The organism is Stanieria cyanosphaera PCC 7437 (assembly GCF_000317575.1).
In the GTDB taxonomy this organism is placed as follows: domain Bacteria; phylum Cyanobacteriota; class Cyanobacteriia; order Cyanobacteriales; family Xenococcaceae; genus Stanieria; species Stanieria cyanosphaera.
Map to the genome: position 1 here is coordinate 36,798 of NC_019749.1, position 22,250 is coordinate 59,047.

The window sequence follows — 22,250 nt, forward strand, 5'->3', positions numbered from 1 at the left end:
TCAATTATCTAAACTATAATGTCTCTTTTTGCAGCAGAATCTTCTAAACTCTGGATCGTTTTAATCGGTGTTACCGAGTATCGAGATGAAAAGATTGAAGACTTAAATTGTTGTGCCAATGGCTGTCGGGGTTTGATGGAAGCTTTTGAGATTGCTACCCAAAACTTTCACTCGACAGAAATTATCGCTCATTACGATGGTGCGTCTCATTCTCCAGAATTAGCTTCGATTATTACCAGTATTCAAAAGTTTCGCGAAGCTGAACCCGAACATACAGTGTTATTCTATTTTTCAGGACATGGTTTTCTCGATCGCGATAACAACCCCATCTTATGTGTTGCCGATACCGAGTTTGCAGATTTGGCAGGTACGGGATTAAAGTTAGAGACGGTTTTAGATATATTGACAGAATGTAAAGCCAAGCATCAAGTCGTCTGGTTGGATGCCTGTCAGGAAAAGCTCAATATTCAAAGTAATAGTAATCCTAACGCTCAATTACTCGCAGCTTTAAAAAAGCAAGCCGAACAAAGTCAGAATTTCTCGGCTATATTATCGTGCGATCGCGGTGAATATTCTTGGGAAATTCCCGAATTGGGACATGGTTTATTTACCTACTATCTTATTAAAGGTTTGCGAGGGAAAGCAGCAGATCGAGAGGGAATTGTTGAAGTTAAGGAGTTATTTAAATATATACGCGATCGCGTTAAGAAGTATATTGACTATTGGAATAGTCCCGAACGTTTCCACATCAGACAGGCAAACTTAGCTAAAGGTATTGTAGTTAAACCTTCTCGTTCTCAAACTCCCCAACAAATCTTTAGGGGTAATGCAGATATTGTTTTGGGTAAGGCGGTTACTGCTACTAAGAGACAGGCTTTAGTTATTAAAACTCTAGCGGTTTCGGAAGCTGCGGTTAATCTCTGTCAGATTCTTCAGGGTAAAGGAGGATTTGAAGTTGATTATTGTTTCCCCGAAGATAAAGAGGAAGGGGAATTAGAACAGGCGATCGCTTTATGTTTGCAATCTGCTAGTAAAACTGTTTTACTCTATCTGGCTGGAAAGATTGAGGAAACCGATAAAAATGTCAATCGTTTATGGTTGAGTGATTCTGTTTATATTACTTTAAACTGGCTCAAACAACAATTAGATCGCTCTCCTGTTGCCCAGAAAATTGTTATTCTCGATTGTTTTGGTGTCGATAATCTGGATAACTGCTTCGATCTCCTCAAACCCAGTACGAAAAGTTCTCAAAGTATCATTGCTGCTTCGGCTAAAGGATCGAAGCAAACGGAATTTATTACTCAACTGGTAACGGTATTACAAACCGCAGCCGAAACTCAAGCAGAATTTTGGGTAGCCGAATTAATCACCCAGTTACAGAAAAACTGTCAATCTAATCCCGAAATTACTTTAAAACCTTGGTTATCGGGAGCAACAGAAGTCTTAGAGCTATTATTAGCCCAAACCGAGAGAAAATTAGTTAAATTTGATGCTAATTACTGTCCTTACAAAGGTTTACTGGCTTTTAAAAAAGAAGATGCTAATTTCTTCTATGGCAGAGATGCTTTAATTCAAGAGATCGTCCGTCAGTTAAAAAATACTTCTTTTTTGGCGGTTATGGGTGCTTCGGGGAGTGGCAAATCTTCGGTAGTGCAAGCAGGAGTCTTACCTCAACTAGAAACCAAAGGACTATATAGCGATCGCTCAAACCAATTACAACTCTGTCAGACTTGGGTAATGCGGACTGGTAATAATCCCTTTACCGCTTTAGCTAAAAGTATCGCACCGAATAATAAAGAGTTAGTAGAAGGAAAAATTCATTTGGGGGTAGATGCCTTTAGCTTGTGGTTACAGCAACAGCCTCAACCAATGTCGGTATTAGTAATCGATCAATTTGAAGAATTATTTACTCTAACAGGGGAAAGCGATCGCTCTCAATTCATTCAGTTTATTTTAGCCGTCTGCGAACGAGCTTCAGACTGTTTCAAGGTCATTATTACCCTGCGGGATGACTTTATGAAAGAGTGCTTGAATTTACCAGAATTAGGGGAAAGAGTACAGCAATCTCACATTTTGGTGCTTTCTTACTTTACCCAAGAGCAATATCGCCAAATCATTACCAAACCCGCCCGCCAAGTTGGAATAACGGTAGAAGAAGAGTTAGTTCGAGTTTTACTTGAAGAACTACAAATAAATCTAACCGTAGAAGCAGAAACAGAAAACTTACCTCTATCACCACAATCCCAGTCAGATGATCCCGAAAAGCCCAAAACTAAAGAAATTATCCGCCAGGGAAACCTACCCCTATTACAATTTGCTCTAGCAGAATTATGGGAAGTACGTACCCCAGGTAGTTTAACCCTGCAAGACTATCAACAGCATATCGGCGGAATAGCTAAGATTTTAGGAGATAAAGCGGATTTTACCTATAAAAATCTCACTAAAGAACAACAAAAATGCGCCCAATGGATTTTACTGTCCCTAGTTCAATTAGGAGAAGGCAAAGAAGATACCCGCCGTCGCCTGACGCGATCGCAATTATTAGTTTCTAAGTACGATAGAGATAAAGCCAGTCGCGAACTATTTCAATCTACTCTCCAAGCTTTAATCGATGCGCGGTTAATTGTAGTCAGTTTGGAAGAAAACAATTCTTCTCAAAATAATCTCAATAATATAGAAGAAACCCCTTCTGTCTCCTCTAACTCAGAAGTTACTGTAGAAGTCATCCATGAAATCCTAATTCGTAACTGGCAAACCTTAAGGTGGTGGCTAGATGCTAATCGCGATCGCCTTCGTTTAATGCGGGAAATCGAGCAACAAGCGGGACAATGGCAGGAAAATCAGCAAAATAATGATTATTTACTACGAGGAACGGCTTTAGCTAGAGCAGAAGAGTTATATATTAAATATGCTGACGAGCTTTCAAATTTAAGTAATAAGTTTATTTATCAGTGTATTCAAGAACGCGATCGCATACTTAAACAAGCTAAACGCAATCGTCGTCTAATTTTTGGCGGTTTGATAACTGCTTTGGCGATCGTTTCTGGATTAGCTGGTGCTGCCATCTGGCAATTGCGTCAAGCAACTATTAATGAAGTTGATGCCCTCAGTAACTCAGCAGAAGCACAATTAGCTTCAGGTCAAGAACTCGATGCACTGATAACTGGATTACAAGCAGGAAGAAAGATTAAAGATAATAAATTGGGAGTCGATACTAAAACTAAGATTAAAGTCATAGGTGGATTGCAAGATATCTTTTATCAAATAAAAAACTTTAATGTTTTAGCAGGTAACACTACCAGTGTTAACATTGTTGAGTTTAGTCCAGACGGTCAAATTATTGCTACTGCTGAAAAAGACTATGAAGTAAAAGATTTTACAGTTAAACTTTGGGATCGTAACGGAAAACTGCTCCATAATTTAAAAGGACACAAAGAAGGAATCAAAGATGTAGCATTTAGTCCCAATAGTCAAATCATTGCTACTGGTAGTTTTGACAATACTGTAAAATTTTGGAACAGAGAAGGTAAGTTACTTTACACTCTCACTGGACATTCTGATGATATTAGGGATATAGCATTTAGTCCCGACGGTCAAACAATTGCTACAGCTAGTGCAGATTTTACAGTCAAGCTATGGAATCTTAAGGGTCAAATACTCCACACTCTTAAAACTCATACGAATTCTGTTAATAGTGCAGTATTTAGCCCCGACGGTAAAATGATTCTTTCTGTTGGTGGAGACGGTAAAGTTAATCTTTGGAGTCTTGATAGTAAATTAATTCGGACTCTATCTAGTAATGACAGACCTATCGTTAGGGCAGTATTTAGCCCCGATGGTAAAATAATAGCCACTGCTAATGCAGATTCTACTGTCAAACTGTGGAGTCTTAAGGGTCAATTACTCCATACTCTCGAAGGTCATACAAAACTAGTCAGAAATGTAGTATTTAGTCCTGACAGCAAAATTATTGCTTCTACTGGTGACGATCGAACTATCCGACTCTGGAATTTACAAGGAAAATTACTTGATACTCTTGAAGGAACTTCAGGCTATTTTGAGAATAAAATAGTTTTCAGTCCTAATGGTAAGATTCTGGCATCTGCGGGAGAAAATAACACAATAAAAGTTTGGAATGTAGAGGGAGAATTACTTTATACCCTAGAGGGTCATATCAATCAAGTTAATCAAGTTGCTTTTAGTCCCGATGGTCACACTTTAGCTTCTGCTAGTTACGACCAAACAGTAAGACTTTGGAATTTAGAAGAAAGATTCCCCGCAAATCTCAAAGGACACACGCAGCAAGTTAATGAAGTAGAGTTTAGTCCCGATGGTAAAATTCTTGCTTCTGGTAGTGATGATGGTACGGTTAAACTTTGGAGTATTTCGGGTGAGTTATTACATACCTTACAAGATAAGTCCAGCGATCGCGATAGAGGAATGCTAGAGTTAGAAGATGAGCGAAGTAAATTAGTTTACAGCTTTGGTAGTAAAAGTTCTATCAATCAAATAGTATTCAGTCCCGATGGTCAAATAATTGCCTCTGCTAATTATGGTGGTGTAGTCAAACTTTGGAATCAAAAAGGTAAATTACTCCATACTCTGACTGGTCATAAGAGTCAAGTAAAAACCTTAGTGTTCAGTCCTGATGGTGAAATTCTTGCTTCTGGAAGTGAAGATGGTACAGTTAAACTTTGGAATCAAAAAGGTCAGTTACTCCATACCCTAACTGGTCATAAAGATTTTGTTAATCAAGTAGCATTCAGTCCCGATGGTCAAATAATTGCTTCTGCTGCTGGCGGTGATGATACGGTCAGACTTTGGAATCGAGAAGGTAAGTTACTCCGCGTCCTTAAAGATCATACATATTATGTCAATAAAGTAGTATTCAGTCCAGACGGTCAAATAATTGCTTCTGCTGGCGGTGATGATACGGTCAGACTTTGGAATCGAGAAGGTAAATTACTTCACACTTTAGAAGGTCGTACCAATGTTTTTAATAACCTACTATTTAGTCCAGATGGTAAGATTCTTGCTTTTGCTAGTGATGAGGAAGAAAAGATAAAATTGTGGAATTTGAATGGTGAATTACTTCACACTTTGAAAGGTCACACAAATACAATCACTAACGTGACATTTACTCCTGATAGTCAATTTATTGTTTCTTCTAGTTGGGACAATACAGTAAAAATTTGGAACATCAAAGGAGAATTACTGCAAACACTAGAAAGCCATACAGATTGGGTTAATGATGTTGCAGTAAGTCCCAATGGTAGAATCATTGCTTCTGCTGGTAAAGACGGAACAGTTAAACTCTGGAGTTTAGATTTAAACGACGTACTCACACAAGGTTGTAATTGGGCGCGAGATTATTTAACCAATAACCCCAACGTCAGTGAAGAAGACCGTCATATCTGCGATGGGATCGCTACAGAAAATAATTAGACTTTTAAACCATGCCAGAAATCGAACTTCATGCCCAACAGTGGCTGCATCATCAGCAAGGTGCTGCTTACTTACTGCGAGGTAAAGCTTTAAGCGACATACTAACAACCTATATCAAAACTAGCGATCGCCTTTCTCCTCTCTGTCACGAATTTATTACCGCTTGTCTGGATGAACGAGATAAACAACAAAAATTAGCCAAACGTCGAATTAGGGGTTTCTGGGTTGGTGGATGGATACTTGCTTTAATCCTAACGGGGATGGGTTTGTGGCAGGGACAAAAGATGTTACTTGATTATCTGCTATCGGATATCGATGCGATCGCTCACTGGGAAAAATCCAGTAAAGCCGATTTGGACTGGCAAAGTCAAGACCGCCTAATTAAAGATTGGAACAAACAAGAATTTCTGCAAGAATATACCGAACGCGATCGCCTCGACGGCATTACCGATATCGAAATTAGTCCCGACGGTAACTTTTTGGCTTACAGCAATACCACCAAAAAAATAGTTCTTTGGGATCGTCGTCAGAGTAATTTTGAATTTAGCGAACATCAATTTATTAGCGGTCATACCGACTGGATACGAGATATTGCCTTCAGTCCCGATGGTAAAATTATTGCTTCGGCTAGTGACGATCGCACTATCAAATTATGGAATCGACAGGGTAAGTTACTCCATACCTTAAACGGTCATACTGATTGGGTTAGAAGAATCGAATTTAGTCCCGACGGCAAGATATTAGCTTCCTATAGCGACGATCGCACTATTAGATTGTGGAATCTGGAGGGAAAGCTTTTACAGACATTTACCCATTCCGATTACATTCACGATCTGGCATTTACTCCCGACGGTCAAGCGATAGCTACGGGCAATGAAAAGGGAGTAATATCTTTCTGGACTTTGCAGGGTAAACTAATTCGTCGGATTACTGCCCATAGTGCCGATGTAAAAGATCTCGACTTTAGCCCCAATGGGCAAATGCTGGCTTCGGCTGGGGAAGATGGCACGATTAAACTCTGGAATAAAGACGGTAAATTACTCAAGACAATTCGCGATCGCCAACTTCCTGAAGATAAGTATACTCGTATTAAATTCAATAGGGACGGACAGACTCTTGTATCTGCTAGCGAATCCAAAAATGTTAAAATTTGGGACATTCACGGTAAGAGATATTTGTGTCTACTTACCCGTGTTACAGATGTTAAATTTACACCCGATGGAAATTATTTCTTTTACGGTGGATGGTTTAGATTGATGGGTTGGCAATCTCTTGACAAACCAGGAATAAAAGATGATTTCGAGTTACTATCCTGGAAGATTCCCCTTTGTTCCCGTGAAGATTTTGCGGGAGAAAAAAAGATGACTAATTGTGACCAACGTTATCATTGACTGGGTTTTAGCTCGATACAATAAGAAAAGCGATCTAGTTTTTATTTATATTTATTTGCTACCAATTTATTTTGATTTGGGGGTCGGATTACTATGCCTTTAGTTACAAAAAAGGTATATCAAATTAATGCTTACTCCTCAATATCTCAACAGTTTTCGACTCTTATCTATCTTATTAATCTTATTTACTAATACTCCTGTCTTTGCTCTCCCAAAGCCCACAGAATTACTCGATCGCAACAGCCAAGTTGTCGCTCAACTGGCTACCAGTCAATGGCAAAGATTTAATTTAGATTCTAATTCTAGCATTATGATGCCTGGATATTCTCTAACTACCACAGATGGAGTTGAAGGAGTTCATAACAGTGTTCGATATTTTGCTTATTCTGAAAGTTTGGGTACAGAAGTTATCCAAAAGTGCGCCGTATATAACTGCGAAATGGTTTTGGGTTTAATGATTAATGAGGTAATCGAAGAGAAAAATTTAACCCTAGAAGATAGCAAACCAATTCAAGTTAATTCCCAACAGTATCCAGCTAACGGCATCGAGTTTATTGCTAGAGATAATGCCAGCAACGGACGTATGAAAGGCAGAATTTATTTAGTCGGAGATCGCCTGTATATCTTGGGTGCGGGAACTAATAATGATTATTTTGATAACGAAACTTCTATCTTCTTAGATTCATTATCTCTCATTTAATTTGTTGCTAAAAAATTAAATAATTATCAATGATTGACTTACAAAATTCCTATCAACTTCTCGGTGTCAAACCTAGCAATACTTGGGCAGAAATCAAAAAAGTTTATCGTAAACTTGTCAAACAATATCATCCAGATCGTTTCTTAAATAATTCTGCCAAACAAACAGCAGAATCAAAATTCAAACAAATCAATCTCGCTTACGAATATCTCGAACAACATCATAACTCTATCGGTAAAAATACTTTTCGCAGTCGAGTTAATAAAACCAATCCTCAAGACTTATATGAAGCGGGGGCGAAACTAGCAGCAAACCAACAGTTTGAAGAGGCAATTTCCCAGTTCGATTTAGCAATAAAACTCGCTCCCGATTATCTACAGGCATATCAATATCGTGGCTTTTTATTATAAAAATTGGGTTACGCCTATCGAGCTAAAGCCGATTTTGAGCGAGTACGACAATTACAACAACCTGCTTCCCCACCAACACCAAAGACTTCTCCTACCTACGAACGAATTGAATTTACTAACGATATTTACAACAAACCCATGACGCAAAAATTAGACATCAATTGGGATAAAACAACATCCGTTGCCCAAAAAAAGATTTGGCTTGCCGTAGTTCTCAGTTTCTTTACAGGTATTGCCAGTTATACCTATACCGCACGTTATCGTGCCTTATTGATTAGTCTTAGTATGGTTTTTGGTTTCGGTATGGTTATGGCAGTAGAAAATGAAGATTCAGATATCTCATCTGCTTGTGTCGGTATCTTTCTCCTAACTTCCCTGGTAGATAACGCTACCGCCATTCACCACAGTCGCGAAAAGCTCAAAATCAAACAACATTTTGAATCGCAACAACACCAAAACTACTACCATACCAATCCTCAAGCTTTAAGAGTTACCTTATTGCGGTTGATTAAAAACCGAGAGCAAAGCACCGTAGCCGATTTAGTAATTACCACGGGTGTCGATGCCGAGTTAGTTCGCAACCAACTTTTGGTACTACAACAACAGGATTTGATTACTGCTGAAAATCGCCTCGAAGATGGCGCAATGGTTTATCGCTTGGTTTAATTATGACTCGACATCACTCTTATCTAACGTCAGTAGGATGGACGATACTGTATCTAGTTTATATCTGGTGGTTCGGGACGAGAATTATTATTCTCATCACTGGAGCGGTTATCATTCTACTCTTTAATTTTGATTCCCTCAAACAGTTGGTTAGAAGTTATTTATTGAAAGAGGGAAACGATTTACTCAATACTAGAAACTTCCAACATCGTTTTAAAGCCACTAAACGCCTTCTCAATCGATCCGACTGCCAAAATGCGATCGCCACAGTTTTAGAAACCCAAGAATTAGCCAGAGCGATCGCCCAATTACAACCTGCATCAATTCCCGAACTACTCGATACTTTACACGATGTTTTAAACGATGCGGAGAAAATCGCTCAAGCCAGTCAAGTTAAGCGACAAGTAAATAATTCCCAATCTGAATTAACTGCCAAGCAACATCTAGATAATTACCAACTACAACTCGAACGCAGACATCAACAATTACAGCAGATTTACCACCAAATTCAACTAGATCGCCTGTAAGATCATTTCGGTTTTTCGCTAAGCCACATTATTAATTCTTTTTAGCTCTTAGCCATTAGCTATTAGTTCCCGAACGCGATCTGTCTTAAGTAAAAGACAAAACCATATAATTTTTCTCTCTTTTCAACAAAACTAAAATCATGTGGAAAAAAATTCCTTTCTTTTTCATAGTAGGAATCGCTTTGGCAATTTTATTTTTCAGCCATAAGGCGATCGTCGATTCCTTCGATAGTGCTTACAATAAACTACAACGAGATATTCTCCCCCAGATTACTTACCAGGAAGATTTTGTCACCGACGCGATCGCTCGTACCTATAGCGTCACTAGCATCCCAGAGAGATTGCCCGAACCCGAACAGTTTCCCCTCTACGGCGCAGACTCCAATCCCAATGAAAATGAGGTATATGTAGAAATTTGGTCGTCTTCGGAAAAAGCAAATCTGGAAAAAACCACTCAAGGATGGTTGGCAGAAACTGCCGAAGAATTTAACCAACAGCAAATACAAGTAGACGGTAAAACCGTTCGAGTGGGTATTAGAAATATTCCTTCGATTCTGGCATCCCAGATGATTACTGCGGGAAAAGGCAAGCCAGCAGGTTATACTCCTTCCAATAACTTTCCCCTTGCCATGTTAGAAAGCGAAGGAATTAAACCCATTGCCGTTGCCGATAGTCTCGTACCCAATACGGCGGGTTTGGTTCTTACCGATTCGGCTTATCGAGAGATTGCTGCTGAGGGAGAAGTTACGGAGCGTACAAGCCCCGCCCTCGACGGGCGGGGACAGCTCCTCACTTTCCCTACCGTCTTAAAAGCGATCGCATCGGGAAAACTAAAAGTCGGCTATCCCAATCCCTATAGTAGTGCCAGTGGCTTGAACCTACTCTACAGTATCTTTACTACTGCTGCGGAACATCCCCTAACTTCCGCCGATCTCGATTCCCAGCAAGTTAAATCCGTCTTCGATCGCTTTCAGCAACAGGTTTACATTACTACTACTACCACTCTCGATTTACTGGAGATGTTTTTAGGGGATTCTAGTGAATTACAAGCATTTCCTTTAGAATACCAAAACTATCTAGAACTGAAGCAAGTACCCGAATTTACCAATACTCAATTTATTCCCTTTGGCATCGTTCATAATAATCCCTTAGTTGGTTTTAGCTGGAATGATTCGCAAACTACAGCAGCCTTAGCTAAATTTGCCGATTTTGCCCAAACTTCTACCAGACAAGAACGAGCGAAAGAATTGGGTTTTATTGCCACTCCAGAATACACCGCCAACCGACTCCAACCGACTCCTACTGGGGAATTGATTTACCGAGTTCAATCCTTTTGGAAGCAAAACAAAGACGGCGAACAGCCAGTATTTTTAATGGCAGTTGTCGATACTTCGGGTTCGATGGAAGGTGCGCCCTTACAGGCAGTCAAAGAAGGCTTGCAAATGGCAAGTCGCGAAGTCAATCGCGGTAATTACGTCGGGTTGATTACTTTTAGCGACACTCCCGTATATCGAGTCGAATTAGCTCCTTGGGATACCCTACAACAGCAAAAATTTCTCGCAGCTAGCGATCGCCTTTATGCCGATAACGGTACTGCCATGTACGACGGAATGATGTTGGGCTTACAAGAATTAATGGCACAAAAACAAACCCATCCCAACGGACGCTTTTATCTATTGGTTCTCACCGATGGCAATACCAATCAAGGTTTTCAGTTTGCCGAAGTCGAAGACATTTTGAAATACGCTGGGGTTCGTTACTATCCCATCGCTTACGGAGATGTCAATCGTTCCGAACTCAACGAGATCGCGCTTTTAGGAGAATCTTTTGTCAAATCGGGTACTCCTCAAGATATTCAGTTACTACTCAAAGATATTTTCCAAATCGGTATTTAGTCTTTACCTCCAATAACCATGAAACTCAATTCCTATCAAAAATTAGGACTCGGCTTTATCTGCTTGCTTAGCGCAGGTTACATCATTAACTCTCTATTACCACCACCTTCGATTGTCGTACTGATCGATACCAGTTATTGTCAGAACGAAAAATGGCAACAGGTAAGCCAAAGATACGAACAATTATACAATCGCGATCGCCGTCGGCAACTCAAAATAGAATCGGTAATTCTCGCCAACAGTCTCGGTACAGAAGAGATCGTACCGTCACCTCCTCCCAGTGCGATCGCTAAATTAGCTACTTTTGGAACTTCAGCAGAAGAATTAGATCAAAAACTACAATTCAGCCAGATTCAGACCGAAATTCTGACTTGTCCGCCCTAAATTTATAGCTAAGTAATGGCAATTTATTTCTTTTGATTTACTGCCATTTACCGCTTCAACTCTTTATTCCAATGCTATTTGTTTTTATTTTGGGCTTTTTTATCCTTTAAGCAATAAGCCAAGAAAGCTTATTTCAAACCACAACCAGGATAGGCTCATGAACTGGAAAGCTATTTTTATCGGCATAATTTGCGAGATTACTTTTAATTTATTAGGTATAGATGAACTAATCGATGTCGCTCAATATGTCGAAACAAAATCTCTCCAGTCTCCTGCAATCGCACTAATTACTACCAACCAAATAATTTAAGGAGAAATCAATGAACTTAAGATTATTGCCACTAATTATAAGTCTGCCCCTATTACCTTCAATTTTAATCGATCCCGCTAGCGCACAATGCGTTCAATCCCATACTGGAGTCCAACTCGATATTTCTAAAAACCATCATACCCGACAGAGTAACGAGGTCGAGATGAGTAGTAATCCCTCTTGTTCTGGCAATACCAGTTCTAGCAGTAGTACTCAAACCAATCTTGGCGGTGAGGGAGCTACCCAAACTCAACGTGCCAGACATTCTCATAGTAGTTCTTCACCCAATCCCAGTGGTGTCAATGCACCCACGATTCAAAATAGTGTAGTCGTTCCCGTTCCCGTCGAAACTCCCGACACGTCAATCGATTTTCCCTAACTAACAGTTTTTGAATTTTTAGTAACAATAAAGTGGGTGTAATTTTAAAAATGAATAATTTAATTAAACTTGCCCACTTTGACTAAATTTACTCAGTTAAGATCGTGTTAAAAATAGCTCTAGTTTTGATTTTTAGTTGGTTACTATTTTCTTATTTAATTTCAACTTCTTTCGCACAGTCTGCCATATTCGCTTCCAATAATAATTTTCAAAAAAGTTTGATAAACCGCCAAACTTCCTATCAAGAAAATACAATTAGTTTGAGCAAACAAGAACTACAACAGCCTTTGTACTTAAAAATTAAAACGAGCGATACTACTATTTTATCTGGAAAAATATCATTCAAAAAACGTACTATCGTACCTTTGAAAAATAATCTTAATCTCGATTTATCTACTTTGCTACTACCTGGAAAAAATGAGATCGAGCTAATTGGCAATTACACACCAATTAATAATTCAATTTCGATAGAAATCCAAGGAAAAACGACTAGTATATCTACTTCGACAGCAGGAAGTGGCATCTTACAACAAAAGCTAATTATCGATGTTTATTAAAAAAATAATTCTCATCTATTATGCTCGCACGCTCTCGTTTCTTTTTATATTTTGCTACTCTATTTCTTTTTTCTTGTTACTCGCTCGAGCCTCTTTTGGCTCAATCTACCGAGCAGAGTACGACGAATAATTCTCAAGTTAGCGGGGATTCAAACAATGTCATTCAAATTCCCAATCAAAATAATGCTCAAAATCACAACAACAATGAAATCGATCTTTCTTATCTCGTTCCTTTAGTCGCTCCTCCCAATACGGAAAATGATTTTGGTTTTAATTTGTCTGTAGGGGTAGATAGCTCTCAAACTACTGTATATATGGGTATTGTTTTTCAACCTGGAAGAACCGAAACCCATCAAACTAGAATAAAACATTTGGAGCGACAGATTAAATTGTTAGAAATTCAAGCTCAAATTGCAGAAGCTAAACTTAAACTATTGCCAAAATAAATTAAATATTTTTTATTTAAGAAATTCTCCATTACCGCCCTTGTATAGTAATGGAGAAATTTTGGTCGGTAGGGGCTATAATCTTTATAAATCAATGGTTTTGGATTTATAAATAAAATACTGTCGCGATCGCTTATGATGATAATGAGTAAATTTTAGCTAGTGTCCCGCTTTAATCCTTTACTGGGACAGTTTTTTCTGAAGCTCTTGCTATATATCTATTACAGACGCTGTTAACTACAATGTCCAATCATTAAAAGTGGGACAGTTGCTCTCAAAAAATCTCTTAGCGACCAAAATTTCTCTTCTGCTAAACAAAGGCGGAATTGAATGAAGCAGCAGCAGAAATTGAAGCCAAGTCTTCAAATTCAGAAGAATAGGAAATAGGAGGTAGCAGTATGATAGAAGTAAATCTTAGAGAAGCAAGCATTGGTAATGTTTTTGCCGATTTAAACATTCCAAAGCCATCGCTTAATCTGACTAAAGGTAATCTAGATAGCTTAAATTGCGATCGCCTGTTTAAGTTTTTAAATTTGCTGGGTTGCGATATTAAACAAACTAAATTTATTAAATCGACTACATTCCCATAGAATCGTGGTCTGAGACATCAATTTGATAGCGAATCAAATAGGTTTCAATATGCTGGTCTATCTCGAAATCATATTCAGGTAAATGAAGCAGGATAATCTGCTCCCAGAATTCAATCATCATTGGTTCGATTGCCTCAAAAGCAAAGCGAAGGGTAAATTCAACTAACTCCTGGGAGTTTACTTCCTCTCCAAACAACCGCGTCCTTAAATGGGCTGTTTGGCGGTAAATATCGAGGTTTTTAATAATATAGCCAGTTGATTTTCTCAGTACCTCTGGAAGACGAGGAAAAGCAATTTGGGATGAATAGCCGTGTATCAGTTCGATTGCCCGCAAGTCTTCCATTTCTGTTTCTGCTTCCACTTCTAGTATGTGTCCACGAATTATTAGTTCGGCAGCAGCAATTGAATCTAAAAATGCCAATGGAATCAAAATCTCAGAATTACAATCCTCTAAAGTCACTTCCGCTACTGCTTTGCCTAGCTTTTTCATCCCAAAAAAAATTAAGTTTTGAGCAGCAGCAGCATTCATAGTTGTTTAAAAAATCAATTTTTTGGTATTATTGTACTAGTAAATTAAGACATTCTACCTTGTGCTTATCTTTAGAGATGATACCTTTAATTAGTGGACACCACATCTTAAACAATGCCAGATAATACTGCTGCCAAACTGCCTCAAGCTAAGAAAAACGGTGCGACCCCGCGTCGGCGTAAGACGCAAACGGGGCGTTCAAGCTCTGGAACTTGTTTTCAGAGTCAGCCCCTTGGGAACGCGCACCAAGGCAAAAAAACATACAAGCACAACGTTCTCGCGCAACCATTCCTGAAATGGGCTGGCGGGAAACGGCAGCTTTTACCTGCCATTCAAGAGTATGTCCCTCACAAATTCACTCAATATTACGAACCTTTTGTTGGTGCGGGTGCGGTATTGTTCTCCCTACAGCCAAAAAAAAGCGTCATCAACGATACCAATGGAGAGCTTATCAATTGTTATCACGTAATTAAAGACAATCCTGAAGAGCTACTAGAATTGTGTCAACAACATCAGAAGAAAAACTCTAAAGAGCATTATTATTGGTTGCGAGAACAAGATCGCAAAAACGATTTTAAGGATAAAAGTGCTGTAGAGCGGGCTGCCAGAATCATTTATCTCAACAAAACTTGTTTTAATGGTTTATTTCGCGTCAACAGTAGTGGTCAATTCAACGTGCCTTATGGCAACTACTCTAACCCTGTAATTGCCGACCCTGCGGTCATTAGGTCGGTCAGTGCCTATCTCAATCGAAGAGATGTCAAAATCATCGAAGGCGATTTTGCTAAGGCGGTAGCTACCGCAAAGAAAGGAGCTTTTATTTATTTCGATCCACCCTATCATCCAATTTCTGACACTTCATCTTTTACTGGTTATAGTGTTAATGGGTTTGGAGAAGAAGAGCAGATTAGACTGAAAAAAGTCTGTGACAAATTAACCGAGCGTGGTTGTCAGGTACTAGTAAGCAATTCCTCTGCTACTTTTATCAAAGAACTTTATTCTGACCCTAAGTATGAGATTGTAGAGGTTAAAGCTTCTAGGGCGATTAACGCGGTGGCATCAAAACGGGGCAGAATCAACGAACTGCTAATCCATAACAGATATGACCGCAAACCAGTCAAAGAATGATAAAGCCTGGGAGATTATTTTTGAGGAGGAACAAATTCTCGCTCGCATTGCCCAAGATGGCTTTTTCCAGATTTCTTCTACGAGAATCAATCAGCAGCGTGAAGCTCGCTTAATGACGAAGTTCGACCATGCCGTCCAACTGCCCCAAATATTTAAAGACAACAACTTAACGATTCAGCCTACCTCGCGAGGGAATTACATTATTGGGAGTTTTGAAAGTTATTTTCAGCTTCCCAAAAAGTCTACAGAAGAGGTTGCTTATCGAGAACTTCCAGCTAACATTGAAACCCTTGAGCCTAGCAACATCTACTCCGAGTCTTCCGCTATTATCTGTGCTTTTCTCTCAGGCATGATTGATGATGTACTTGGAGAAACTACCAACTTTACAATTTTAGGCAGAATGTCTACAGGGACATTCAAATACTATATTCAAAATACCCAGAATGGCACGAGGCAAATCATAGATGTGAACAAATCTCAGTGCGAAATCGATGGTGGTTTTGAAGGAGATAGCCAACTTGCCATTGTTGAAGCTAAAGCTGAAACTGTTAATGACTTTATTATTAGACAACTTTACTATCCCTATCGACTGTGGAGTTCCAAAATCTCTAAGGAAGTTATTCCTATTTTTCTGACAATTTCCAACGATATTTTTACCTTCTATAAATTTCGCTTCACAGATTTACAGGTATATAACTCTATCGAACTAGTTTCAGAGTATAAATATTGTATTAGTAAGTCAGAAATAGAAATTTCAGATATAAGAGACATTTTAGAAACTACTAATATTGTCCCCGACCGAAGTGAAACCTTTCCCCAAGCAAATAGCTTTCCAAGAATCATCGATCTTTTGGGGCGATTATACAATGCGGAAGAGCCTCTTAATACAGACGATATAACTCTTAACTATGCCTTTGATGTTAGGCAGACTAATTACTATGTTTCAGCAGCAAATTATTTAGAGTTAGTTAATAGAGTAAAAACTAAAGAGAATGAAGTTACCTATATTTTAAGTGAATTGGGTCAAACTATCATATCTCAGCATCCACGAAAACGGAGCTTAGAATTAGTTCGGTGTATATTGAGACACAGAATATTCAACTTATCCTTAAAAATTTTCTTCGATAAAGCTCAAAGACCAACAAAAGAAGAGATTGTAGCAATTATGAAGAACGGAACTGAAAAGATTTCAGAAGGTTCTCAATCTACTCAAATGCGTAGAGCTAGCACTGTTGAAAGGTGGCTTGAGTGGATATTAGAATTACCTATGACCACTCCATAATTTCAAACAAAATTTTTTATCTTGGAGATACAAATTACTGTAATTCAGACTGAGACAAAATCAAATTTAATATGTTAAGTTCTTTAGAATTCATCAAATATTTATCGCTGAATTGCTTCTCTCTCATCTCTTTGAGACTATAGCTGCGAAAGATTAAGAAAGGAATTTTTTCGTATTTGTAACCAATTGGTATAATTTGACCTATGGGAAATATAGAACTTACATAAACTTCTAAAATATCCCGAAATCTTTGGTCTTCAGGTTCAATTTCTTTGTTTCTAAAATAAGTTGTAAAAGTCTCGTTGACCAAAAATACAAATAGTGGAACGGCATAATAACGGTCGAAATATTTGTTTTCTTGTTCTAATCTTTGATTGCGATACTTTTGCTGTTCTAACTCTACGATCAACTGTAAAGCATCTTTAATTGAAACCTGAATATTTTCTGATAAACGGGTATCTTGTTCTAATTCAGAGAGAATTTCTGCTAAAGTTATAGTCTGGTCGTCTATTTTCAGTCGATAAACTTCTTCTACTTTTTTATTATCTAGCGATACTATAAGTAAACTTCCCAATATATATCCTGTTTGAATTGCAGGAAAATCGAGTAGTGTATGCAAACTACCATCAATTAACTTATTAAAAGCTTGGCGAATATCATCTAATAATTTTAGATAAGATAATTGCTTATCTGTTGTTTTTTTTGCCAGATCGTGAATAGTAATATCTGCTGTCTTCATCAACTCTTCTAATTGTTTAGCAGCTTTTTGAATGCGTAAATCGTGGCTGCGTTTGCGAAACTCTTTTTTGAGGCTTCTAATTAATTTTTCGATTTTATTGCTAAGAGACTCTCCTGCGGTAAAAACTGACTTTCCACCTACAGGAATCATCATGTATTTTTCGTTAGCAATATTCCCGTAACCATATATTCTCGTTCTGATTGAGACGTGAAGAATGATTAAAAAGTTAAGTAGATTGAGTTTACTTTCTTGTAGTGAATATTTACGGTCATCTCCATCTTCAATATAGTAAACAGCTTGTTCGGTAAGATAGAAAATCAAATGTTTATCTTCTGCATCTATTTGAGGGTTTCCTCTCCCGCGATAGATTACTTGAATGACTTCCATTAAGTTGGCTTCAATCTCGAAACGAGGAAAATCTACCAGAATATGTTTGGCACGAGGAAAAGATAAGCCTCGACTAGCAGAAGCAGTCATAAAGATGATTTGAACTTGGTCTTTATGTTTGTGTATTTTTTGTTTATCAAATTGAGATAAATCTGCGTGTATTTCTAAGTAGTCTAGATCGGGTTCAAATCGTTGTTTATTACTTTGAAGAGTATTAATTAAATCGCTTAAGCGGTTTTTATCTTGGATATAAACAATTATTTGTTCTTTAGGTGAATTTGCTTGTATTTTTTCTAGATCGTTAATTATTTCTGTTTGTGTACGTTGTTCCAGGTCGTATTTTTTTGTACTGTAAACTTTCTTATTTCGTTCTTGAAATCTAAGGGATTGAATTAATGTTTTGTAAGTAATGTGCAGATTATTTGCGGGATAGGAGTTAGTATTAATAGCTATAGCAGGGGCAGCATTAAATGTAAATGATTCAGTTGTCAGACAGGCATTTAATTTGGGGGCTTTTCTGAAAAATATTTTGTTGGGTTCGGCAGCAGTATCTGATAAGTGTTGCTTGATAACATCTGCATCAATAATCGAAGCATCTGCGACAATAATTTTGGTATTAAAGTAATTTTGGTTGGTTAATCCATATAGTTTTAATCGTTCGCTAACCCCTAGTAAAAAGTCTACTCCACTGCGATCGCCTGTAATTTCGTCAATAGCGATAAAGATATGCTTAACCCGTTGGGATAGCTTCTGTAGTTTAGTTTCAATTGGCTTGGCTTCAGTTTCGTTATAAACATCCCTAAAGATGCGTTGAAAGTGGGTTAGGGTATCTTGTCCCCCTTACAAGGGTAGGTTTTTTACAAAGGGAGGAGTAAAAGCTCAGAAATAAGGTAAAAGTATTAAGAGAAGTAAATAGTATAGTTATCATGAGATGAAATTAAATCAACATCTCAAAGATTGGAAACAGATTGTCAGTCAAAAATTTCCAGACCTGAGTCTACCTCAAGTTTCTGGATTAGCAACCTGGAGTTTTGGAATGGTAATGACACAATCAAGCAGTCTGACTAAAGTTTCCACGTTAATTGCCAAAATCAATCAGGAGAAAGACAATACGGTACGCCAAAGATTGAAAGAATGGTACAAAGAAGAAACAGCCAAAGCCAAAACAGGGAATAAAAGAGTATCTCTGGAAGTAAAAGGCTGTTTTGCCTCATTACTAAAATGGATTGTCGATTTACTACCTCAAAGTAATCAAGAGTTACCAATGGCATTAGATGCCACCAGTATCGGTCAAAATTTTGTAGTTCTTTCAATCAATGTTTTATATCGAGGTAGTGCCATTCCTATAGCTTGGAAAGTGGTTAAAGGGACAGACAAAGGTAGTTGGAAACCGTACTGGAAAGAACTGTTTCAATCTCTCAACAATGTTGTGCCGACAGATTGGAAGGTAATCGTTAGTGCTGATAGAGGATTGTATGCTCCTTGGCTATACGAACAGATTGTGAAATTAGGTTGGCATCCGTTTTTACGAATTAATCACCAAGGTCAATATCGACGACAAAATTCATCTTTATGGTATTCTCTATCAACAGTTGTAACTGATGCTGGCGAGAGTTGGTCTGGACGAGTGACTTGCTTTAAAAGCAATCAGATTGATTGTACTCTTCTAGCTCGATGGGATGAGGGTTATACTGACCCTTGGTTAATTCTCACGGATTTAAAATCAACTGATGCTGATATTGGTTGGTATGGATTTCGCTCTTGGATTGAATGTTCCTATAGAGATGTCAAAAGTGATGGTTGGCAATGGCATAAAACTCGTCTTTTGAAAGCCGAGAGAGCCGAACGTCATTGGTTAGCAATGGCAGTGGCTATGCTGTGGATGGTTACTCTGGGTGGAGAACAGGAAATTTCCTCTAAGGATGAATTAATTGGCGATCGCTCTTTAGCTTTTGAACCCACTCCTACTCGTCAAATCTCTTGTTTTCTTAATGGTTTGTTAACTATAGTAGCGCGACTGCTCAATGGTCAGTCTGTCGCTCTTGGTCGTTTGCTTCCTTTCTCTTTCAATCACTTCAGCGATTTGGCTTTTTCTGATTCTTCGTAGATTGTAAAAAACCTACCCTTGTAAGGGCCGTCGCCTGGGGTCTCCCCAGGCATTTATGCGCCCCGTGATGAAGATTTAGAGTTTTGTTTTGATGATTTCATCACTTTGGATTATTTAGAGCATCAGGCGAGAAAGATTGCTGCTAATTCTGGGTTGATTGGTATCCTACTTCCAGATTTTCGTGCTGCTTTTTCTCAAGCTAATTCTGCTCAGAGGGAAAGGATTAGGAGTGTAATCTCTTCGATCTATCCCGACTTACTCAACCTAATTTAACTATTTTCCTATCGAAGAGGCGATCGCTATGTTAGGAAAAGAAATTGTTAGGGAAAATGAATTGTGTTTGACTACTCTGGGACTGTCGGACATTCTGGCTGAATGCGAACGTGTCGATTTGGGTAGAGCGATTCCGACCCACTCTTCACTTTCTGCTCTCACGGCTACGGGTATTTCTTCCGATGGATTCGATTGGCTATTGCCGATAACACTCCAAGAAGAACTTCTATCATTTGCCGAAAAACTGTCATCTCAAAACGGACAGCTCACGCTGTCGAGCTTGGTTCGACAGACGTGTCCTCAATTACTGGGGGGTAAGAGCAGCCTTAAGCAAAGAATAAGTGTAGAAAGATGCGGTCTAAAATGGGCGCAGCAGCTTGTTACCAAACATCATTATTTACACAGACCAATTCACCCGCGATCGCTTCCTTTTGCCTACAGCATTTCACTTGATGATGAAATTGTTGGAACTATCATTATGGCCACTCCTCACTTTACGAAGAAGAAAGGATTATTTGGCTACGATGGTTTACCTACTAAATGGCAGGTTTTACAAATTGCTCGTCTTTGGATTGACCCAAAATACCAGCATCCGCAAAGCAACGGCCACGCTTCTAACATTGCTAGTTGTGCGATCGCCAAAGTTTTAAAACGGGTTAATGATGATTGGTTAGAACACCACCCACCAAAATACTTAGACCAACCTTTTAATATTGAGTTGGTTATTTCCTATGCCGATACCAGTGTAGGCCACCAGGGAACTATCTATCGTGCTGCTAACTTTCAAAGGTGGGGGGAAACTACTAACAATCGTCCTCGACATGGGTTATCTAAAGGAAGTAAAGAACCAAAGATACTTTATATATACAGGTTCAAGCAAAAATCAAAATCTTCGATTAAGAATTCAAAAGTTTTACTGGGGGGAGATAAAAATTCCCCCATACAAGAAGACAAGAAACGTCCATCACCTAGCCAAGAGATTTCTATTCCCTGTCTCATCAAGCAACCCAAACAACCTGAACTTAAGGGAGTAATTAAACAGGATTTGGGCGATCGCTTTGTCGTTTACATTCCCTCAGATGATTCTACGGTTACAGTTTCCAAGCTGTTAGTCTATCCAGATTTTCCTGAGAGTAAAAGTAGTGGACAGATCGAGAAAAACCCTAGTCAAAAATTACACCCCAGTAAAAACAACCCTAGGAAGCGGTGCGACCCTGCGGATTCTCAATCCGCTAAGGAACGCGCACCAAGAAACAGGCGTAAAAAAGGAGAAGGCAACGGCTCTATCCATTACCGCACCGTGACGAAGAATGGTAAAGAATACACTGATGCTTACTATCATTACGTAGAAAACGGTCAGAAAAAAACCAAATATATCCCCAAAACGCTGCTGAATAAAGTCCAAGAAGCAGAATCTTCAAAGCTTCCCGTCTCTGATATTTTATTTTTACTGGGGGGAGATAAGAAAAACCCTAGGAAAAGTTCTAACACTTCATTAACTTCAGTAGATGAAAAACTTAATGATAGTTGTGTCGAACAAGATAATTTAAACCCTAGGAAAAGCATACCCCCCAGTACAAGAAAGCGCAAACAAGGATGCGGTACGGGTTATATCGAATGCAAACCCATTCAACGCAGTGGCAAAGAGTATCAACAATACTGGTATCACTATGAGGAGTGGAGACAGGGCGATCGCCTGACTAAAAAGTCTCGTTACATTCCCAAGCGGTTATTGGCAAGAATAGAGAAGTTGGAGGCGGAGAAAGTAGCAGTGAGGAAGATTTTAGAAGTTTTGGGGGTGAAAAGATAGAGCGATCGCTTTTTAAGAGAGATTGAAATCAGTAAAGAATGAAAAATAATTTTTTGGCTTTGATGTAAATAAATATAAAACTTTGCATAAAAAGCAACAGTTTAAGAATAGTCCTTATAAAAAGATGACGGAATGTTGTCTCATCACTAGACATAATAGGTACGAGTAGCCTTTTTATGTGTACTAAGTTTAGATATAGATAACGACAAAAAAATGTCAATAACAATAGATCTCTTAAAACGAAAAGAAACATATTTTATGGCGACCTGGTGCTACAGATATTTCCCCAACTCTT

At 38.6% G+C, this 22,250-nt stretch carries 20 protein-coding genes; 18 read left to right on the plus strand and 2 right to left on the minus strand.

Translation table 11 applies throughout. The features are described 5' to 3' along the window. Positions 1-18 precede the first annotated feature (18 nt). The 13 genes from STA7437_RS23785 to STA7437_RS23845 all read left to right on the plus strand — a co-directional run bounded on the left by STA7437_RS23785 (position 19) and on the right by STA7437_RS23845 (position 13,700). Positions 19-5,445 (plus strand): nSTAND1 domain-containing NTPase, encoded by a 5,427-nt coding sequence (locus tag STA7437_RS23785; protein ID WP_015195646.1) that lies wholly within the window; start codon positions 19-21, stop codon positions 5,443-5,445. Between the two features lie 11 nt (positions 5,446-5,456). Then, positions 5,457-6,836, plus strand: a complete 1,380-nt coding sequence (locus STA7437_RS23795; protein ID WP_015195647.1) for a WD40 repeat domain-containing protein — start codon at positions 5,457-5,459, stop codon at positions 6,834-6,836. A 127-nt stretch (positions 6,837-6,963) separates the two neighbouring features. Beyond that, positions 6,964-7,536: a hypothetical protein gene (locus STA7437_RS23800; protein ID WP_015195648.1), complete on the plus strand. Its 573-nt coding sequence runs from the start codon at positions 6,964-6,966 to the stop codon at positions 7,534-7,536. Positions 7,537-7,565: 29 nt separating this feature from the next. Then, positions 7,566-7,946: a DnaJ domain-containing protein gene (locus STA7437_RS23805; RefSeq protein WP_015195649.1), complete on the plus strand. Its 381-nt coding sequence runs from the start codon at positions 7,566-7,568 to the stop codon at positions 7,944-7,946. A 3-nt stretch (positions 7,947-7,949) separates the two neighbouring features. Further along, on the plus strand, positions 7,950-8,612 hold the full coding sequence (locus STA7437_RS23810) for a hypothetical protein (RefSeq protein WP_015195650.1): 663 nt from the start codon (positions 7,950-7,952) through the stop codon (positions 8,610-8,612). Between the two features lie 2 nt (positions 8,613-8,614). Then, a complete protein-coding gene (locus STA7437_RS23815; RefSeq protein ID WP_015195651.1) occupies positions 8,615-9,139 on the plus strand; it encodes a hypothetical protein in 525 nt (174 codons plus the stop codon). A 140-nt stretch (positions 9,140-9,279) separates the two neighbouring features. Next, positions 9,280-11,034 (plus strand): vWA domain-containing protein, encoded by a 1,755-nt coding sequence (locus STA7437_RS23820; protein WP_015195652.1) that lies wholly within the window; start codon positions 9,280-9,282, stop codon positions 11,032-11,034. 18 nt (positions 11,035-11,052) lie between these two features. Beyond that, positions 11,053-11,418 (plus strand): hypothetical protein, encoded by a 366-nt coding sequence (locus STA7437_RS23825; RefSeq protein WP_015195653.1) that lies wholly within the window; start codon positions 11,053-11,055, stop codon positions 11,416-11,418. A gap of 157 nt (positions 11,419-11,575) precedes the next feature. Beyond that, on the plus strand, positions 11,576-11,728 hold the full coding sequence (locus STA7437_RS26725; RefSeq protein WP_015195654.1) for a hypothetical protein: 153 nt from the start codon (positions 11,576-11,578) through the stop codon (positions 11,726-11,728). 10 nt (positions 11,729-11,738) lie between these two features. Further along, complete coding sequence (locus STA7437_RS23830) at positions 11,739-12,107, plus strand: hypothetical protein (RefSeq protein ID WP_015195655.1); 369 nt, start codon at positions 11,739-11,741, stop codon at positions 12,105-12,107. Between the two features lie 218 nt (positions 12,108-12,325). Next, positions 12,326-12,664 carry a hypothetical protein gene (locus tag STA7437_RS23835; RefSeq protein WP_150109199.1) on the plus strand — a complete coding sequence of 113 codons (339 nt, stop codon included), beginning with the start codon at positions 12,326-12,328 and terminating at the stop codon, positions 12,662-12,664. Positions 12,665-12,684: 20 nt separating this feature from the next. Then, positions 12,685-13,110, plus strand: a complete 426-nt coding sequence (locus tag STA7437_RS23840; RefSeq protein ID WP_015195657.1) for a hypothetical protein — start codon at positions 12,685-12,687, stop codon at positions 13,108-13,110. 398 nt (positions 13,111-13,508) lie between these two features. Then, entirely contained in the window at positions 13,509-13,700 is a 192-nt protein-coding gene (locus STA7437_RS23845; RefSeq protein ID WP_015195658.1) for a helix-turn-helix domain-containing protein, read from the plus strand. Here STA7437_RS23845 and STA7437_RS23850 read toward each other — a convergent pair. Next, positions 13,687-14,229 carry a hypothetical protein gene (locus STA7437_RS23850; protein WP_015195659.1) on the minus strand — a complete coding sequence of 181 codons (543 nt, stop codon included), beginning with the start codon at positions 14,227-14,229 and terminating at the stop codon, positions 13,687-13,689. The two genes, STA7437_RS23845 and STA7437_RS23850, sit on opposite strands and share 14 nt — an antisense overlap. Positions 14,230-14,343: 114 nt before the next feature. On the opposite strand from STA7437_RS23850, the gene STA7437_RS23855 reads away from it, so the two are divergent. Then, on the plus strand, positions 14,344-15,357 hold the full coding sequence (locus STA7437_RS23855; RefSeq protein ID WP_015195660.1) for a DNA adenine methylase: 1,014 nt from the start codon (positions 14,344-14,346) through the stop codon (positions 15,355-15,357). After that, entirely contained in the window at positions 15,332-16,639 is a 1,308-nt protein-coding gene (locus STA7437_RS23860; RefSeq protein WP_015195661.1) for a type II restriction enzyme, read from the plus strand. The genes STA7437_RS23855 and STA7437_RS23860 overlap by 26 nt, the downstream gene beginning before the upstream one ends. Before the next feature lie 34 nt (positions 16,640-16,673). Here STA7437_RS23860 and STA7437_RS26010 read toward each other — a convergent pair whose 3' ends face one another. Then, complete coding sequence (locus STA7437_RS26010; protein WP_083856901.1) at positions 16,674-18,572, minus strand: helicase-related protein; 1,899 nt, start codon at positions 18,570-18,572, stop codon at positions 16,674-16,676. Between the two features lie 124 nt (positions 18,573-18,696). Here STA7437_RS26010 and STA7437_RS23870 point away from each other — a divergent pair, with 124 nt between their 5' ends. From STA7437_RS23870 to STA7437_RS27260, 3 genes are all read left to right on the plus strand, one after another. Beyond that, entirely contained in the window at positions 18,697-19,872 is a 1,176-nt protein-coding gene (locus tag STA7437_RS23870) for a transposase (RefSeq protein ID WP_015191547.1), read from the plus strand. A 105-nt stretch (positions 19,873-19,977) separates the two neighbouring features. Continuing rightward, complete coding sequence (locus STA7437_RS26355; protein ID WP_245562205.1) at positions 19,978-20,145, plus strand: hypothetical protein; 168 nt, start codon at positions 19,978-19,980, stop codon at positions 20,143-20,145. Positions 20,146-20,173: 28 nt separating this feature from the next. Further along, positions 20,174-21,955 carry a Mom family adenine methylcarbamoylation protein gene (locus STA7437_RS27260; protein WP_015195662.1) on the plus strand — a complete coding sequence of 594 codons (1,782 nt, stop codon included), beginning with the start codon at positions 20,174-20,176 and terminating at the stop codon, positions 21,953-21,955. Positions 21,956-22,250: the final 295 nt, after the last annotated feature.

Coding starts and splice junctions, on each gene's coding strand:
- STA7437_RS23785 (WP_015195646.1), top strand. CDS start 19: ATGTCTCTTTTTGCAGCAGAATCTTCTAAACTCTGGATCGTTTTAATC.
- STA7437_RS23795 (WP_015195647.1), top strand. CDS start 5,457: ATGCCAGAAATCGAACTTCATGCCCAACAGTGGCTGCATCATCAGCAA.
- STA7437_RS23800 (WP_015195648.1), top strand. CDS start 6,964: ATGCTTACTCCTCAATATCTCAACAGTTTTCGACTCTTATCTATCTTA.
- STA7437_RS23805 (WP_015195649.1), top strand. CDS start 7,566: ATGATTGACTTACAAAATTCCTATCAACTTCTCGGTGTCAAACCTAGC.
- STA7437_RS23815 (WP_015195651.1), top strand. CDS start 8,615: ATGACTCGACATCACTCTTATCTAACGTCAGTAGGATGGACGATACTG.
- STA7437_RS23820 (WP_015195652.1), top strand. CDS start 9,280: ATGTGGAAAAAAATTCCTTTCTTTTTCATAGTAGGAATCGCTTTGGCA.
- STA7437_RS23825 (WP_015195653.1), top strand. CDS start 11,053: ATGAAACTCAATTCCTATCAAAAATTAGGACTCGGCTTTATCTGCTTG.
- STA7437_RS26725 (WP_015195654.1), top strand. CDS start 11,576: ATGAACTGGAAAGCTATTTTTATCGGCATAATTTGCGAGATTACTTTT.
- STA7437_RS23830 (WP_015195655.1), top strand. CDS start 11,739: ATGAACTTAAGATTATTGCCACTAATTATAAGTCTGCCCCTATTACCT.
- STA7437_RS23840 (WP_015195657.1), top strand. CDS start 12,685: ATGCTCGCACGCTCTCGTTTCTTTTTATATTTTGCTACTCTATTTCTT.
- STA7437_RS23845 (WP_015195658.1), top strand. CDS start 13,509: ATGATAGAAGTAAATCTTAGAGAAGCAAGCATTGGTAATGTTTTTGCC.
- STA7437_RS23850 (WP_015195659.1), bottom strand. CDS start 14,229: ATGAATGCTGCTGCTGCTCAAAACTTAATTTTTTTTGGGATGAAAAAG.
- STA7437_RS23855 (WP_015195660.1), top strand. CDS start 14,344: ATGCCAGATAATACTGCTGCCAAACTGCCTCAAGCTAAGAAAAACGGT.
- STA7437_RS23860 (WP_015195661.1), top strand. CDS start 15,332: ATGACCGCAAACCAGTCAAAGAATGATAAAGCCTGGGAGATTATTTTT.
- STA7437_RS23870 (WP_015191547.1), top strand. CDS start 18,697: ATGAAATTAAATCAACATCTCAAAGATTGGAAACAGATTGTCAGTCAA.
- STA7437_RS27260 (WP_015195662.1), top strand. CDS start 20,174: ATGTTAGGAAAAGAAATTGTTAGGGAAAATGAATTGTGTTTGACTACT.